Annotated in this window: 11 protein-coding genes; 6 read left to right on the top strand and 5 right to left on the bottom strand. The window is 68.1% G+C overall.

Annotated features, from left to right (window positions below; translation table 11 throughout):
• Positions 1 to 116 precede the first annotated feature (116 nt).
• A complete protein-coding gene (locus tag A5750_RS19310; protein ID WP_066953140.1) occupies positions 117 to 1,688 on the top strand; it encodes a glycosyltransferase family 39 protein in 1,572 nt (523 codons plus the stop codon).
• A 68-nt stretch (positions 1,689 to 1,756) separates the two neighbouring features.
• On the opposite strand, the gene A5750_RS19305 is transcribed toward A5750_RS19310, so the two are convergent.
• The 3 genes from A5750_RS19305 to A5750_RS19295 form a co-directional block, all read right to left on the bottom strand.
• On the bottom strand, positions 1,757 to 3,166 hold the full coding sequence (locus A5750_RS19305; RefSeq protein WP_067265006.1) for an MFS transporter: 1,410 nt from the start codon (positions 3,164 to 3,166) through the stop codon (positions 1,757 to 1,759).
• A 57-nt stretch (positions 3,167 to 3,223) separates the two neighbouring features.
• Positions 3,224 to 5,383 carry an excinuclease ABC subunit UvrB gene (gene uvrB / locus A5750_RS19300; RefSeq protein WP_067265003.1) on the bottom strand — a complete coding sequence of 720 codons (2,160 nt, stop codon included), beginning with the start codon at positions 5,381 to 5,383 and terminating at the stop codon, positions 3,224 to 3,226.
• Positions 5,384 to 5,541: 158 nt separating this feature from the next.
• On the bottom strand, positions 5,542 to 7,563 hold the full coding sequence (locus tag A5750_RS19295; RefSeq protein WP_067264996.1) for a serine/threonine-protein kinase: 2,022 nt from the start codon (positions 7,561 to 7,563) through the stop codon (positions 5,542 to 5,544).
• 282 nt (positions 7,564 to 7,845) lie between these two features.
• Between A5750_RS19295 and A5750_RS19290 the strand changes: the two genes are divergently transcribed.
• From A5750_RS19290 to A5750_RS19275, 5 genes are all read left to right on the top strand, one after another.
• Entirely contained in the window at positions 7,846 to 10,506 is a 2,661-nt protein-coding gene (locus A5750_RS19290; RefSeq protein WP_197505469.1) for an FHA domain-containing protein, read from the top strand.
• Between the two features lie 75 nt (positions 10,507 to 10,581).
• On the top strand, positions 10,582 to 11,022 hold the full coding sequence (locus A5750_RS19285; RefSeq protein WP_066953334.1) for a DUF402 domain-containing protein: 441 nt from the start codon (positions 10,582 to 10,584) through the stop codon (positions 11,020 to 11,022).
• Between the two features lie 117 nt (positions 11,023 to 11,139).
• On the top strand, positions 11,140 to 12,378 hold the full coding sequence (locus A5750_RS19280; RefSeq protein WP_231989254.1) for an HAD-IIB family hydrolase: 1,239 nt from the start codon (positions 11,140 to 11,142) through the stop codon (positions 12,376 to 12,378).
• Positions 12,379 to 12,383: 5 nt separating this feature from the next.
• Positions 12,384 to 12,827: a hypothetical protein gene (locus A5750_RS26410; RefSeq protein ID WP_231989253.1), complete on the top strand. Its 444-nt coding sequence runs from the start codon at positions 12,384 to 12,386 to the stop codon at positions 12,825 to 12,827.
• 194 nt (positions 12,828 to 13,021) lie between these two features.
• On the top strand, positions 13,022 to 13,438 hold the full coding sequence (locus A5750_RS19275; RefSeq protein ID WP_066953150.1) for a hypothetical protein: 417 nt from the start codon (positions 13,022 to 13,024) through the stop codon (positions 13,436 to 13,438).
• Between the two features lie 6 nt (positions 13,439 to 13,444).
• Here A5750_RS19275 and coaE read toward each other — a convergent pair whose 3' ends face one another.
• Positions 13,445 to 14,659, bottom strand: a complete 1,215-nt coding sequence (coaE, locus tag A5750_RS19270) for a dephospho-CoA kinase (protein WP_067264993.1) — start codon at positions 14,657 to 14,659, stop codon at positions 13,445 to 13,447.
• Between the two features lie 12 nt (positions 14,660 to 14,671).
• Positions 14,672 to 16,111: a 30S ribosomal protein S1 gene (gene rpsA, locus A5750_RS19265; protein ID WP_066953153.1), complete on the bottom strand. Its 1,440-nt coding sequence runs from the start codon at positions 16,109 to 16,111 to the stop codon at positions 14,672 to 14,674.
• Positions 16,112 to 16,220: the final 109 nt, after the last annotated feature.

Raw genomic sequence — 16,220 nt, 5'->3', positions numbered from 1 at the left:
CGACGCGGAAAGCGTTGCATAACGCAGCTTTTCGCCGAATGCGGACGCGTGGCGCGAATGGCCGGGGCGCGATTTGTGAGCCGGCCCCACGACTCGGCTTTACAGTGACAAGCATCATGTCCATGCCCACCATCGAGCAGCGCGCCGCGGACGGAGTCGAGGAGCCCGCGCCCGCGCGTTCGTCCGGGCGGTTGCTCGATCCGTGGGCGATCGCCGTGTTCGCGGCCGTGGTCAGCGGCGCGTGGGCCTGTAGGCCCTCCCTGTGGTTCGACGAGGGGGCGACCATCTCGGCCGCCGGGAGCCGGACGCTGGCGGAGCTGTGGCGGCTGCTGGGCCACATCGACGCCGTGCACGGGCTGTACTACCTGCTGATGCACGGTTGGTTCGCCCTGTTCCCGCCGACGGAGTTCTGGTCGCGAGCGCCCAGCGCCCTGGCGGTGGGCGCCGCCGCCGCGGGCGTCACGGTGTTCACCAGGCAGTTCTCGACCCGGCCGGCCGCGGTTTGCGCGGGTGTCGTGTTCGCCATCCTGCCGCGCACCACCTGGGCGGGCATGGAGGCGCGGCCCTACGCCTTCGCGGCCGCCGCGGCGGTCTGGTTGACCGTATTGCTCGTCGTCGCCGCCCGGCGCAACAGACCGCGACTGTGGGTTTGCTACGCGCTGGCGTTGATGCTCTCGATTCTGCTCAATCTGAACATGGTGCTGTTGGTGCCGGTCTACGCCGTAATGGTGCCGCTATTGGCGCCCGAAAAGGCGCGCAAATCCGCGGTTATTCGGTGGGCGATCAGCTCGTCCGTCGCGGTCGCGGCCATGACGCCGTTCCTCGTGTTCGCCCACGCGCAGGTATGGCAGGTCAACTGGATTTACCCGGTCAGCTGGCATTACGCGTTCGACATCATCCTGCGCCAGTATTTCGACCACAGCGTCCCGTTCGCCATCCTGTCCGCCGTCCTCATCGTGGCGGCGGTCGCGGCCCGGCTGGCCGGCGTTCGGCCCCCCGCCGGCGACACGCGTCGGCTCTTGATCGTCTGCTCGGCGTGGCTGGTCATCCCCACCGCGCTCGTGGTCATCTATTCGGCGGTCAGCGAGCCGATCTACTACCCGCGCTACCTGATCTTCACCGCGCCCGCGATGGCCGTGGTCCTGGCCGTCTGCATCGTGACGGTCGCCCGCAAACCCTGGCCCATCGCCGGAGTGGTGCTGGCCTGCGCCGTCGCCGCGGTGCCGAACTACCTGTTCGTCCAGCGCTGGCCGTACGCCAAGGAGGGCTGGGACTACAGCCAGGTGGCCGATCTGATCAGCTCCCATGCCGCGCCGGGTGACTGCCTGCTGGTCGACAACACGGTGCCGTGGCGGCCCGGGCCGATCCGCGCCCTGCTGGCCACCCGGCCCGCGGCCTTCCGGTCACTCATCGACGTCGAACGCGGCGCCTACGGGCCGAAGGTGGGGTCGCTGTGGGACGGCCACGTCGCCGTGTGGCTGACCACGGCCAAAATCAACAAATGTCCCGCAATCTGGACAATTACCAATAAAGAACCATCGCTGCCCGACCATCAATCCGGACCGTCATTGCCGCCGGGACCTGCATTCGGGCGCGCCCCGGCTTATCGGTTCCCGAGTTATCTCGGTTTCCGCATTGTCGAACGTTGGCAGTTCCATTACTCCCAAGTGGTGAAGTCCACGCGCTGATTGCCGCTTTGCCGACGGCGTGAACCGCCAATTGTCGGGTAGTTGACGGGGCAAGAGCTCAGCGCGGACTAGCCGACCGGCAGCGCCTCGCGCACGCCGCGGGTCGCGCGGTAGGAAACCGCCACACCCGCGGCGCTCAGCGCGGTGAACACCGTGAACAGCCAGTGCGCCGCCATCCCGTCGCCGCCCTTGGCGGTGTTGACCACCACCCCCGCCAGACCTGCGGCGATCGCCGCGGAAATCAGCTGGACGGTGTTGATGGCCGCCGAGGCGGCGCTGCCCTCGGCGGGGTCGTCGACCGAGGCCATCGCGCGCGCCGACAGATGCGGCCAGGCCATTCCGATCCCGGTCCCGGCCACCAGCAGCGCCGTGGCCCACAGCGCGGCCGTCCAGGGGGACGTGTCGCCGCGTTGTGCGACCGCGGCCAGGGCCAGGCCGGACGCCGCGACAATCGGCGCCGCCACGATCACCCGCCCGATCGTGCGGGGGCTTTCCAGCGATGCGCTGACGATCTCGCTGACCGTCCAGCCGAGCGCCAGCGCGGCTCCCAAGAAACCGGCCGCGATCGGGGTCAGATGCGCCAACCGCTGGCCGAACAGCGGCACGTAGGTGTTCACCATCGCGGCGCCCATCAGCGCGCCCATGGTCAGGTAAATCCACTTCAACGGCCCGGGGCCGAACACGCTCGGTGGCAATATCGCCGCGTGCGTCCGCCAATCGACGACCACGAACACGCCCACCAGCGCGATGCCGGCGGCGAGCAACGCGAACGTCGCCAGCGTGTTGCGCGGAATCTGGGCGACGCTGACCGCCAGCGCGGCGGCACCGATCAGCAGCAGCGACCGCACCGGCACCTTCTTCGACGGCATGGCGGTGCTCGGTTCGACGCGGGCCAGCGCGACCGGCACCAACATGGCCATCAGGCCGGTAAGCACCGCCATCGCCACGAAGGCCCAGCGCCACAAGCCGAGCTGGGCGAAAAGACCACCCGTGGTGGGGCCGACCACCGTCGCCACTCCCCACATCGCGGACACCAGCGCCGAGCCACGCGTCCACAGCACCCGCGGCAGGGCGGAATTGATCACGGCGTATCCGAGGCCGGCCAGCAGCCCGCCGGCCACGCCCTGCAGGGCACGCCCGGCGATCAAAACGTGCATGTTCGGCGCCGCCGCGCAAACCAGGCTGGAGACACCGAACACGGCGAGTCCGGTCAGGTAGGACGAGCGCGCCCCCGCGCGCAGCAGCATCGGATTGACCATCGCCGCCGCGACCACGGACCCCACCAGGTACAGGGTGGTCACCCAGGCATAGAGCCGGCTGCCGCCGATTTCGGCGATGGTGTTGGGCAACAAACTGGTGGTCAGGAACTCGTTGGTGGCGTACAGGGCCACTCCGCCGGCCAGCAGGATGGAAGTCCTCAGATACCTGGCTCCCAGCAGCTGATCCCAGCCGCCGGTGACGGTCGCGGTGTCGGTCACCCTTCTACCGTATGGGGTGTCGCGAGAGTGACGATCCGAGATGCGCTGCCAGCAAACTCATTTCAGGCCGGCGGCGTCCATCCCCCGCAGTTCCTTCTTCAGGTCGGCGATCTCGTCGCGGAAGCGCGCGGCCAGCTCGAACTGCAAGTCACGCGCGGCGGCCATCATCTGCGCGGTGAGGTCTTTGATCAGGTCGGCCAGTTCGGCGCGCGGCATGCTGGTCGTGTCGCGGCCCTCGAACACGCCCGCGCTGACGGCGCGGCCCGGCTCGCCCTGGGCGCGCCGACCCCGGGAGGAGTTGCGTCCGGAGCCGCCGATCCCCACCGTTTCGGTATCGTCGGCCTCGCGATAGACCTGGTCGAGGATGTCGGCGATCTTCTTGCGCAGCGGCTGCGGGTCGATGCCGTGGGCCTCGTTGTAGGCGACCTGCTTGGCCCGACGGCGCTCGGTCTCGTCGATCGCCTCCTTCATCGAGTCCGTGATGGAGTCGGCGTACATGTGCACTTCGCCGGAGACGTTGCGGGCGGCCCGGCCGATCGTCTGGATCAGGCTGCGCGAGGACCGCAGGAAGCCCTCCTTGTCGGCGTCCAGGATCGCCACCAACGACACCTCGGGAAGGTCCAGACCCTCCCGGAGCAGGTTGATGCCGACGAGCACGTCGTACTCGCCCAGCCGCAGCTGGCGCAGCAGCTCCACCCGGCGCAGGGTGTCCACCTCGGAGTGCAGATAGCGCACCCGGATGCCCATCTCCAGCAGGTAGTCGGTGAGGTCTTCGGCCATCTTCTTGGTCAGCGTCGTGACCAGCACCCGCTCGTCGGCGGCGGTGCGCTTGCGGATCTCCCCAATCAGGTCGTCGATCTGCCCCTTGGTCGGCTTGACCACCACCTTCGGGTCCACCAGTCCGGTCGGCCGGATCACCTGCTCGACGAATTCGCCGCCGGCCTGGCTGAGTTCGTACGGGCCGGGGGTGGCCGACAGGTACACCGTCTGCCCGATCCGGTCGGCGAATTCCTCCCACGTCAGCGGGCGGTTATCGCATGCGGAGGGCAGGCGGAACCCGTATTCGACCAGGTTGCGCTTGCGGGACATGTCGCCCTCGTACATGCCGCCGATCTGGGGCACCGTGACGTGTGACTCGTCGATGACGAGCAGAAAGTCGTCCGGGAAGTAGTCGAGCAGGGTCGCCGGCGGCGAGCCCGGTCCGCGGCCATCGATGTGCCGCGAGTAGTTCTCGATGCCCGAGCAGAAGCCGACCTGGCGCATCATCTCGATGTCGTAGTTGGTGCGCATCCGCAGCCGCTGCGCCTCCAGCAGCTTGCCCTGGCCCTCCAGCTCGGCCAGCCGTGCCGCCAGCTCCTCCTCGATCGTCGAGATCGCGTGGGCCATCCGCTCCGGGCCGGCGACGTAGTGGGTGGCCGGGAAGATCCGCAGCGAGTCGACCTGGCGGATCACGTCGCCGGTCAGCGGGTGCAGGTAGTACAGCGCCTCGACCTCGTCGCCGAAGAACTCGATGCGCACCGCCAGTTCCTCGTAGGAGGGGATGATCTCGACGGTGTCGCCGCGCACCCGGAAGGAGCCGCGGGTGAAGGACAGGTCGTTGCGGGTGTACTGCACGTCGACCAGCAGCCGCAGCAGGGCGTCGCGGGGCACCTCGGTGCCGACGCTGAGTTCCACGGAGCGGTCCAGATACGACTGCGGCGTGCCCAGGCCGTAGATGCACGACACCGAGGCCACCACGACGACGTCGCGCCGCGACAGCAGTGACGACGTCGCGGAATGCCTCAGCCGCTCCACGTCGTCATTGATCGAGCTGTCCTTCTCTATGTAGGTGTCGGTCTGGGCGATGTACGCCTCTGGCTGGTAATAGTCGTAGTACGACACGAAGTACTCAACGGCGTTGTGCGGCAACATCTCTCGCAGTTCGTTGGCCAGCTGGGCGGCCAGCGTCTTGTTCGGCGCCATGACCAGCGTGGGCCGCTGCAGCCGCTCGATGAGCCAGGCGGTGGTGGCCGACTTGCCCGTGCCGGTGGCACCGAGCAGCACCACGTCACGCTCCCCCGCCCTGATGCGCCGTTCCAGCTCGTCGATGGCGGCCGGCTGGTCGCCGGCGGGCGCGTGCGGGCTGACCACCTCGAAGTGGCCGCCGACGCGCACGACCTCGTCGACCGCGCGGTATTCCGAATGGGCGAGTACCGGATGTTCCGTGGCGAAAGCCATGCCAACAGGTTAGAACCGCGCACCGACAAGTGTCGCGTGCCCGGCGAGCACAGCCACATCCGTCACAGGAGTACCGGGGCGAATGGACAAGACGATCCGCGAACTTGCTAGCGCCGGTGATATCAGATTCGAAAGGCGGCTATTGGTGCGGACAGCCGCTATCCCGCGGGATGGGTCCACGTCCGCGTGACCGGGTCACACTGCAGCAGGTAGCCGTCGTTCGAGGTGGTCATGGCGAACACCGAGGTGCCCGGCCGGTCGCACGAGCTGCCGGAAGCGTGCACGCCCATCGTGATCGGGGCCTTGGCCCAGCTGTTGCCCTCGCAGACGATCTGCTCGCTGTTGGTGGGGTCGTAGGCCAGCTTGCCGACGTCGCCGCACACCGCGCCGAGCACGGGCGGCGCCGGGGCCGAGGCGGCCGTCGACGTGGCGACGGCCTGGGCGGGGTCGCCCAGGTTCACGCCGGCCGGCACGTCGCCGACCCGGGTCGCCACCACGGGCACCCGCACCACCGCGCCCTGCGCACCACACTCGTTGTTCAGCACGGTCTCGGTCACGGTGCCGCGCAACGTGCCGTCGGCCTGGGGCGCCAGCGACCACACCAGCGTCTCCTGCTGGGTCGCAGTGGCCTGGCCGTTGGGCGGCGTGCAGTCCATCCGCTCCTGTTGAGGCGCGCCCTGCCAGTAGCCGCCGACGAAGTGCAGCGTGTCAGTCTTGCCTCCGTCGGCCGTTTGGTGGGTGGCGTTGTCCAGCCGGGTCCCGGTGGCCGCGCATCCGTTGGTGGTGCACGCCGAGCTGAAAGCCCACCAGCCGGTGGCGGGGCCGTCGTGACGGATCGCGACGCCGTTGGTGGTCCGCTTGCTCTGGTCGTAGTCCAGCTTGTAGCTCCCGTTGAGTACCGGTCCGCCGGATCTTGCCGGCGCGGCACTCGGCGTGGGGACGGACGGCTTCGACGCGAGCGCCGGGTTGGCCGGCGGGGTGTCCGGCTCGAAGGAGTACAGCACCGACCAGGTGGCCGCCACGGCGATCAGCATCGCGCACACCAACCCGACCGCCCACCGCGTCCGCGCCGAGAGCCGGTGGTTCATCGCCGCAGCGACGGTGCGGGGCCGGGCGCGTGGGCCGGCTTGCGCGGCGCCGTCGGATCGCTCACTGACGGCGGCGGCGAACGCGCGGCACCGCTCGAACCTGTCCCCGGGTTGCTTGGCCAAGGCCTGGTGGAACACCTCATCGAGATGCGCCAACTCCGGGCGGTAATCGCTGAGCCGGGGCGGATCCTCGTGCAGGTGCTGGCTGATCACCGCGATCGGATTCGAGTGCTGAAACGGCGGCGCACCGGTGAGCAGATGGAAAGCCGTTGCGGCCAAGGCATATTGGTCTGCCCGCCCGTCGATGTTGGACCCGGTCAGCTGTTCCGGCGCGGCGTAGGCCACCGTCCCCACGGCGACGTTGGTCTCGGTGATCCCGCTGATGTCGCCCAGGTGACGTGCGACCCCGAAGTCCGCCAACAGAATTCGGCGTTCGCCGTCTTCCGGGTGGGTGAGCAGGATGTTGGCCGGTTTGACGTCGCGGTGCAGCAGCCCGCGGTCGTGCGCGTAGTCGAGCGCGCCCGCGACGGCGTGGACAATGGCGCACACCTCCTGGATCGGCATTCCGTCCTGGTAGCGCTCTTTGACCAGCCGGGAGGCGTCGGTGCCCTCGACGTAGTCCATGGAAATCCAAAGGTGGCCGTTGAATTCGCCGCGGTCGTGCACGCCGACGACGTGGGGATGCCACAGCGTTGCGGCGAGATCGGCCTCGCGGTTGAACCTTTCGCGGAATTCGGGATCGGCCGTGACCGCCTCCGCCAGCACCTTGATCACGTCGCGGCGCGGCAACCGGGGATGCAGGGCCAGATACACCTCGGCCATGCCGCCGGCGCCCAGCTGCCGCAGAATCGTGTAGCCCGCGAACGGCGCCCCGCCGGTTATCGACGGGCGGGACCCGTCGGCCTGCCGCGCGGCCTCGGGCTCCACGCTCGGGCGCGAGCTGACCGGGGGAACGCGGCGGAACAGATGGGAGATCGTCACCGCGGGCAGCGAGTGAAAGCCCGCACGCATCGCCGCACCGGCCTGACGTCGGCTGCTCAGCAGCCGCCGCCCGGCGCCGATGCGCCGGGTAGTCCCCCGGTGTTCATCCATCTATCCCCTCGTCCCTGTCCGCTGCCCCAGCCTTCGACGCGGCCCGCCTCCCTGGGCACCTGCATCACGACTGGGGCCGTGCGTCGCCTCGGCGCTGCGGGCCGGCACCACGGTGTGCCCGGCGCGCCCCGAAACTCCCCCTCCGTTCAGATCATGCCGGATCCCGGTGGGGGGTTCGCCTCAGCAAGCTATGAAACGGTTATGAGTGGCCGAACCGAAACATAGCGAAATCACAGGCGATCCCAATAGAGACCACTCACCGAACGCACCGATACTTGAGTAGTGACTCGACCCGCCCCGCCCATCCTGACGATTCGGCACGACGGGTCCCAACGATCCTTCGCGGCCGGCCACGAGGTGGTCATCGGCCGCGACACCCAGGCCGACGTGCGCATCGCCGATCCACGGATCTCGCGGGCCCACCTGATCCTGCGTTTCGATCAAGGCCGATGGCTGGCAATAGACAACGGGTCGCTGAACGGCACCTATCTCAACGGCTACCGGATGCCGGTCATCGATATCCACGACGGCCAGAGCATTCACGTCGGCAATCCGCGGGGACCGCGGCTGACCTTCGCGATCGGACCGCAGCAGGGCTACACCGATCGGCCCGGCAGGTCGCGGCCGAGCCCGGAGGCCGGACCGCCGACGCTGGCCTGGTCGGCGCTTCCCGAGCAAACGAATCCCGTCAGGAATCCCGGCCGCGGCGGCGCCAACGCGGCGCCGGCCCGGCCGGTGCCCCCCAGGCCGTCGGGCGGGCCACCGAATTCACCGCCCCGCCAGCCGGTTTCGCCGCCGCGTCAGATGCCGAACAGGCCCGTGCCCGCGCCGGGCGTCCGCGGCACACCGCTCGACGAGCGCACCGTCGTGCACGCCGCGCCGCCCCAGCCGGTCGCGACGCCACCCGCCGAACTCACCGTGGTCGACGCCAAGACGGCCGACGTGTCGAACCTGGCAACGCGGTTTGTGAAGCTGCTCTCACCGCGCGCGTCGGCCGCCGCGGGAACCCCGGGCGCCAAGACGATCGGCCGGGCCGCGGAGAACGACATCGTGGTCTCCGACGTGTTGGCCTCACGCCAGCATGCGACGCTGGTGCAGACGCCGCTCGGCAGCGAAATCCGGGACAACAGCATCAACGGAACCTTCGTCAACGGCACCCGGGTCGGGTCGGCGATCCTGTCCGATGACGACGTCGTCACCATCGGCAACGTCGACCTCGTTTTTCGCGACGGCACCCTGACCCCACGCAGCGAGGCCGCGACGCGCACCGGCGGTCTGGAGGTGCGCAACGTCAAGTACGTCGTCGACAACGGCAAACAACTGCTGGACGACATCTCGCTGATCGCGCGCCCCGGCACCCTGACCGCCGTCATCGGCGGGTCGGGCGCCGGCAAGAGCACCCTGGCCAGGCTCATCGCCGGTTACACCACCCCCAGCTCCGGCTCGGTTACATTCGAGGGTCACGACATTCACACCGAGTACGCGTCGTTGCGCAGCCGCATCGGCATGGTCCCGCAGGACGACGTGGTGCACCGGCAGCTGACGATCAACCAAGCCCTCGGCTACGCCGCCGAACTGCGCCTGCCGCCCGACACCAGCAAATCCGACCGGGCCAAGATCGTCGCTCAGGTCCTCGAAGAGCTCGACCTGACCAAACACGCCGACACCCGGGTGGACAAGCTGTCCGGCGGTCAGCGCAAGCGCGCCTCGGTGGCGCTCGAGTTGCTCACCGGCCCGTCGCTGTTGATCCTCGACGAGCCGACTTCCGGCCTCGACCCGGCGCTGGATCACCAGGTCATGATGATGCTGCGGCAGCTGGCCGACGCCGGTCGGGTGGTGATCGTGGTGACGCACATGCTGTCCTACCTGGAGACCTGCGATCAGCTGCTGTTGGTGGCCCCGGGCGGCAAGACGGCCTATTGCGGCCCGCCGGACCAGATCGGCGAAGCCATGGGAACCACCAACTGGGCGAAGATCTTCACGAAGGTGGGTGCCGATCCCGACGAGGCCAACCGGCGCTTCGTGGAGCAACGTGACGCCGAGAAGCGGCCGCAGAAACTGTTGCCGGACAAGGCCGATGAGCCTGGGGTTCTGGGCGAACCGGTGCATACCAGTGTGCGACGCCAGATTTCGACGGTCGCCCGGCGGCAGATCCGCCTGGTGGTGGCCGACCGGGCGTACTTCGTCTTCCTGGCCCTGTTGCCGTTCATCCTGGGCTCGCTGTCCCTGACCGTTCCCGGCAGCAACGGATTCCATCTGCCCGGCGCGAACGCCGGGACGCCCGACGAAGCGGCGCAGATCCTGGCCCTGCTGATGCCGGCCGCGGCATTCATGGGCACCGCGCTGACCATCCGCGACCTGGTCGGCGAACGCCCGATCTTCCAGCGCGAGCAAGCGGTCGGGCTGTCGACCACGGCGTATCTGCTCGCGAAGACCGCCGTGTACTGCGGGTTCGCGGTCCTGCAGTCGGCGATCATCACCGCGATCGTGGTGATCGGCAAGAGCGCACCGACCCGCGGCGGCGTCCTGCTCGGCCATTCGACCATCGGGGCGACCGTCGAACTGTTCGCCACCGTCGCGGCGACCTGTCTGGCTTCGGCGATTCTCGGCCTGGCGATCTCGTCGCTGGTCCGCTCCAGCGAGCAGATCATGCCGCTGTTCGTGGTGACGGTGATGGCCCAGCTGGTGCTGTGCGGCGGCATGGTCCCCGTGACCGGACGGATCGGGCTGGACCAGCTGTCCTTCGGGATGCCCGCGCGGTGGGGCTACGCCGCGGCGGCGTCGACGGTCGACCTGCGGCACCTGGTGCCCGATTCGCTGCTGTCCCAGGACCGGTTCTGGCAGCACACGTCGAAGGTCTGGCTGCTCGACATGGCCATGCTCGCGGCGTTGTCGCTGTTCTATGCCGGTTTCGTGCGGTGGAGAATCCGGCTTCGACGTTAGAGTTGCATGATCCATCCGCCGAAGCACGAGACGTTCGACCTCGTCGCCCGCACCAACACCGATCCCAAAGGCATCGTGCGGGCCGTGGACGACTATGCGGTGCATCCGTGGGGCCTCTACGTGGCCCGCCCCACTCCCGGCCGCGCCCAGTTCCACTACCTCGAGTCGTGGCTGCTGCCTTCGCTCGGCTTGCGCGCCACGGTCTTTCACTTCAACCCGGGCCATGAACGCGACCACGACTACTACCTCGATGTCGGTGAGTACACGCCCGGCCCCGACGTCTGGCGTTCCGAAGATCACTACCTCGACATCGAGGTCCGCACCGGCGACGGCGCTGACCTGGCCGACGTCGACGAGTTGCTGGATGCCGTCCGGCTCGGCTTGTTGACCCCGGACGACGCCGAGCGGGCGGTGCGGCGCGCCGTGGACGCCGTGGCCGGGTTGGCCCGCAACGGTTATGACCTGTCCCGCTGGCTGGCCGGCCACGGGATGGAACTCACCTGGCGCGAGAGGTAAGCCGCGGCAAGGCTGAACCAAGGTCTAACGGCCCTATCCTCGGCGCGCCCGCGGCCCTAATTTCGGCAGTGCCAAGCCGACAAACGCCGACGTCCGGCGAACGGATCTGAGGAAGCCGTGGCGTTTTTCCAAGTGATAGCAGTCGATCTCGACGGCACATTGACCTTGGACGGTCAGCTGTCGCCCCAAACGCTGGACGCCATCTACGGTGCTCGGCACAAAGGATTGACCGCCGTCCTGGTCACCGGCCGCATCCGAACTGAACTGCAGGCGGAATTCCCCCACATCGCGGACCACTTCGACGCGCTGGTGCTGGAAAACGGTGCCGTGATGGTGATCAAGGGACGCACGTCGAGGTTGGCCGACCCGGTGGACAGCAGCCTTGACGACGCGCTCGGTGAACGAGGGGTGCCGTCCCGCCGGGGCGAGGTCATGGTCGCCACCGACGGTGAGCATGCCTCGAGCGTCGTGGACGTGATCGGCGAACTGGAACTGGATTGCCAGGTCATCCGGAACCGGTCCGCACTCATGGTGCTGCCGGCGGGTGTCACGAAAGGCAGCGGGCTGCGCGCGGTCCTGACCGAGCTGAACATGTCACCGCACAACACCGTCGCTATCGGCGATGCGGAGAACGACTTGTCGCTGTTCGGCATCGCCGAGATCGGCGCCGCGGTGGCCAATGCCATTTCGTCCGTGCGCCGGCGGGCCGATCTCGTCCTTACCGAACCGGACGGCGCCGGCGTCGCGGAGCTGCTGACCGGGCCGTACCTGAGTGGGGCACAACGCTGGTGCCCGCCGCGACGATGGGTCGACATCGGCACCTTCGACGACCACACCCCCACCCGGGTGCCGGGGAGCCAGGGCCGCATCCTCGTGACCGGCCCTGCCGGCTCGGGGAAAAGCTACCTTGTCGGCCTGCTGGCAGAGCGATGGATTTCGGCCGGCTACTGCGTCCTGGTCATCGATCCCGAGGGTGACCACACACAACTACGGGAACTCAGCGGGGTCGAGGTGATCGATGGCCGCAACTACCTTCCCGAACCCACCGAATTGGTCAACAGCCTCAACCCGCATTCCAGTGTGGTGGTGGACATGTCCGGGATCGTCGAGCCAGATAAGGCCGAGTACTTGCACCTGCTGCGATCGACCGCGGAGGCGCATCGTGAAGAACACGGATTCCCGCACTGGGTGATTTACGACGAGGCGCACCTCCTCGGCACCAACGAGGAAGCACGCTGGGCACGACGCGGCGGCTATGTGTTGTCGTCGTTCGCGCCCGCCGCACTGCCCGCCCAGGAGATCGACAACAGTGACGTGGTGCTGACCCTCACCACAGTGGCGACGCCGCAGCCCTGACCGCGGTGCGACGGGCCACCGTCAGCCTCGGCGGCGGGCCGTCTCGCGCGTTCACCATCGCTGAGCGCCAGACCGGCCACGTGCGGCACCGCCACAAATATGCCGATGTCCGCCTTCCGGATGACCGCCGGTTCTACTTCCACACCATCAATGACCGATCCGTCCGGCCGGCCGCGACGATGCACGAATTCCGTTCCGCGATAAGCCATATCGATTACCAGGCGCTGCAGTACCATCTCGAACGCGGGGATTTCTCCCGCTGGCTGGCCTCGACCATCACCGACAGGGACCTGGCGAAGCAGGTCGCGGCCTGGGAGGACGAGGTAGTGGCCCGCCGCGCCGCCGATGTGGAACACATCCGGCACGAACTGATCCGCGCGGTGGAAGAACGGTACCTGCTGCACGGCGCCGCCGAGGGGCACCAGCCACCCGCTCGAGGGAGCGACTAGTCCGGCGGGACCGGGAGGCCGGGGCAGACCGCGATGTAGGGGACATCCGGTGAGACCCAGTCGTTCCACTGCCGGTGGCTCATGTTCGCAGAAAGCTTGTCGCAGAGCAGCGCCGGCCAGTCCGCCTTGGGTGGCGCGGGCCACGGGCCTGACCGCTTGGTCCATGGATAACCTTGAGCGTAATGTCGGCAACTATGAGCTGCACCGGCCGCAGGCTGCTGCCCATCACCGCGGTAACGATCATCGCCGTTGGCTCCCAACTGAGTCCGGCGACCGCGCGGGCGGACCTGCACAACATCACCTACCGCGCCCGCATCGACGCGCTCACCACCGGCAGTCAGGCCACCTTCATCATCAACGGCGGCCAGACGAACACCACCAACCTTCCGTCCATGCCCGGCAACGCATTCGAGGCAAACACGGTGCTGCCCGACCCGCAGCAGGCCGGCATGCGGATAGTGCTTCGTTTTCCGTATTCGGCGAACGTGCACTGCGAGATCGACGTCGACGACAACGTTTTCACCCAGGCCGACCAGGTGGTGAAACCGGCGCCCGGAAATGCCGAGCCCAACAACGGCGCGCTGCAGTGCGGTGCACCGCTGCCCGGCTGATCCGGGCTAGGGTCGCCAGCCCGTCGAATCCGCCCACTCCCAGGCGCGCCGGTAGGCGTCAGGGAACCATTGCTCCTTGGCGTCGGCGTAGGACGCGCCGTCGCCGCCGGCCTGAGCTTCGGCCGACCGCTTGGCGGACAGGTAGTCGGCCCGCGCCTCGGGGCTGGCCGACAGCCAGGCGACGAACAGCAGCGCGAACTGCTGGTTGGGCCAGCCATCGACCCGGATATGCACGTTGGTCGGGCGACCCGGGTCGGCCGAGGCGTGAATCCGCTTGTCCCACAGCGCCGCATCGTCACTGTGGTTGTAGCGCTCGACGGCGCTGCGCGCACCGGGCTTGGCGACATCGGAGGTGATGCGCTCGATGCGGGGGTAGCCGGCGGCCAGCAGGGGCTCGACGAGTTCGTCGGCGGCCGCCAAGGATTCCACGGTGATCTGCACGTCGATCACGTCCTTCGCCGGAAAGTCCGGCACGGCGGTCGAACCGACGTGGTCCACGCGAATCGCCCGGTGGCCGCAGGCGGTCCGCAACCGGTTCACGATCCGCCGCGCCTGATCCGGCCAACTCGGGTCGGGCGACACTAACCGCGCCGGCGCCGGGACGACCCGATGCTGAGTCAGGTTGTGCGCGAAGGGCAGTATCCGGTGGTCCCACACGCCATGGGCCCGCTGCACCAACTCCTCCGGACTGCCGGAGTTATCCACCCAGATGTCGGCGACTGCGCGGCGCTGCTCGTCGCTGGCCTGCGCGGCGATCCGGGCGCGGGCGTCGGATTCGGGCATGCCGCGCTGATCGACCAGCCGTCGCAGCCGGACCTCGACGTCGGCGTACACGATGACGACGAGCGGGAACAGCGGCGCCATGCCGGACTCCACCAGCAGCGGGATGTCTTCGACGACAACCGAATCCTCGGGCACCGAGGCGATGATCTCGGCGCGGCGCTTGCCAACCAGCGGGTGGACGATGCCGTTCAGCCGCTGGCGCGCCTCGTCGTCCCGGAAGGCCTTGGCGGCCAACGCGGGACGATCCAGCGATCCGTCGGGAAGCAGGATGTCGTCACCGAACGCCTCGACCAGCGCCGCCAATCCCTCGGTGCCCGGCTGGACCACCTCGCGCGAGATGACGTCGCCGTCGACGATCACCGCACCGCATTTCGCGAAGGTGGCCGACAGCGCCGACTTGCCGGCGCCGATGCCACCGGTCAACCCGATGCGCAGCATTCGTGCAGCGAATTACGCGTTGCCGGCGAGCTTTTCCCGCAGGGCGGCCAATTGGGCGTCGCTGGCCAGCGACCCGCCGGCCGCCTTCTCCTGCGGCGCGCCGTTGCCCGACGACTGCTCGGCGTGACCGGCCGCCTCGGCCGCGGCGAACTTCTCCATCTGCGCGGTGTGCATCTTGTGCCGGCGCTCGGCCTCGGCGTAGCGGGCCTCCCACTCGGTGCGCTGCGTGTCGAAGCCCTCGAGCCATTCGTTGGTCTCGGCGTCGAAGCCTTCGGGGAAGATGTAGTTGCCCTGCTCGTCGTAGCTGTCGGCCATGCCGTACTTCGCCGGGTCGAACTCGTCGGTGTAGTCCTCGTTGGCTTGCTTGAGCGACAACGAGATCCGGCGACGCTCCAGGTCGATGTCGATGACCTTGACCATGGCGTCGTCGCCGACGGCCACCACCTGGTCGGGCACCTCGACGTGGCGCTCGGCCAGCTCGGAGATGTGCACCAGGCCCTCGATGCCCTCCTCGACGCGGACGAACGCGCCGAACGGCACCAGCTTGGTGACCTTTCCGGGCACGATCTGGCCGATGGCGTGCGTGCGGGCGAAGTGGCGCCAGGGGTCTTCCTGGGTTGCCTTGAGCGACAACGAAACCCGCTCGCGGTCCATGTCGACGTCGAGCACCTCGACGGTGACCTCGTCACCGACCTGGACCACCTCGGACGGGTGGTCGATGTGCTTCCAGGACAGCTCGGAGACGTGCACCAGACCGTCCACACCACCAAGGTCGACGAACGCGCCGAAGTTGACGATGGACGAGACGACACCCTTGCGGATGGCGCCCTTCTGCAGCTGGTTGAGGAACTCGCTGCGCACCTCGGACTGGGTCTGCTCCAGCCAGGCCCGGCGCGACAGCACGACGTTGTTGCGATTCTTGTCCAGCTCGATGATCTTGGCCTCGATCTCCTTGCCGATGTACGGCTGCAGATCGCGGACCCGACGCATCTCGACCAGCGACGCGGGCAGGAAGCCACGCAGGCCGATGTCGAGGATCAGGCCACCCTTGACCACCTCGATGACGGTGCCCTTGACGGCCTCGTCCTTCTCCTTGAGCTCCTCGATGGTGCCCCAGGCGCGCTCGTACTGCGCGCGCTTCTTGGACAGGATCAGGCGGCCCTCTTTGTCCTCCTTGGTGAGAACAAGGGCTTCGACCTCATCACCGACGGAAACGACCTCGCTGGGGTCGACATCGTGCTTGATGGAGAGCTCGCGGGCGGGGATGACGCCCTCGGTCTTGTAGCCGATGTCGAGGAGCACCTCGTCCCGGTCCACTTTGACGATCGTCCCCTCGACGATGTCGCCATCGTTGAAGTACTTGATCGTTTTGTCTATTGCGGCAAGAAAGTCCTCGCTGGAGCCAATGTCGTTGACGGCTACTTGGGGCGAGGTGACGGTGGGACTCGGCATGTGGTGGGTTGCTCCGGACAGGTTGGGTCGTAGGGACAAAACTGGGATTTATCTATTGAGGTTACTCGACTGCGTACACGCTGGCCAAACCCGGGCGGCCCGCCACTTG

The organism is Mycobacterium sp. 852002-51613_SCH5001154, assembly GCF_001667425.1.
Taxonomy (GTDB): Bacteria; Actinomycetota; Actinomycetes; order Mycobacteriales; family Mycobacteriaceae; genus Mycobacterium.
This window is presented reverse-complemented; position numbering and strand designations above follow the sequence as displayed.

Excerpts from the sequence above, each read along its gene's own strand:
- uvrB (WP_067265003.1), bottom strand. The coding sequence starts at position 5,383 with ATGGCTTTCGCCACGGAACATCCGGTACTCGCCCATTCGGAATACCGC.
- A5750_RS19310 (WP_066953140.1), top strand. The coding sequence starts at position 117 with ATGTCCATGCCCACCATCGAGCAGCGCGCCGCGGACGGAGTCGAGGAG.
- A5750_RS19295 (WP_067264996.1), bottom strand. The coding sequence starts at position 7,563 with ATGGATGAACACCGGGGGACTACCCGGCGCATCGGCGCCGGGCGGCGG.
- rpsA (WP_066953153.1), bottom strand. The coding sequence starts at position 16,111 with ATGCCGAGTCCCACCGTCACCTCGCCCCAAGTAGCCGTCAACGACATT.
- A5750_RS19275 (WP_066953150.1), top strand. The coding sequence starts at position 13,022 with ATGAGCTGCACCGGCCGCAGGCTGCTGCCCATCACCGCGGTAACGATC.
- coaE (WP_067264993.1), bottom strand. The coding sequence starts at position 14,659 with ATGCTGCGCATCGGGTTGACCGGTGGCATCGGCGCCGGCAAGTCGGCG.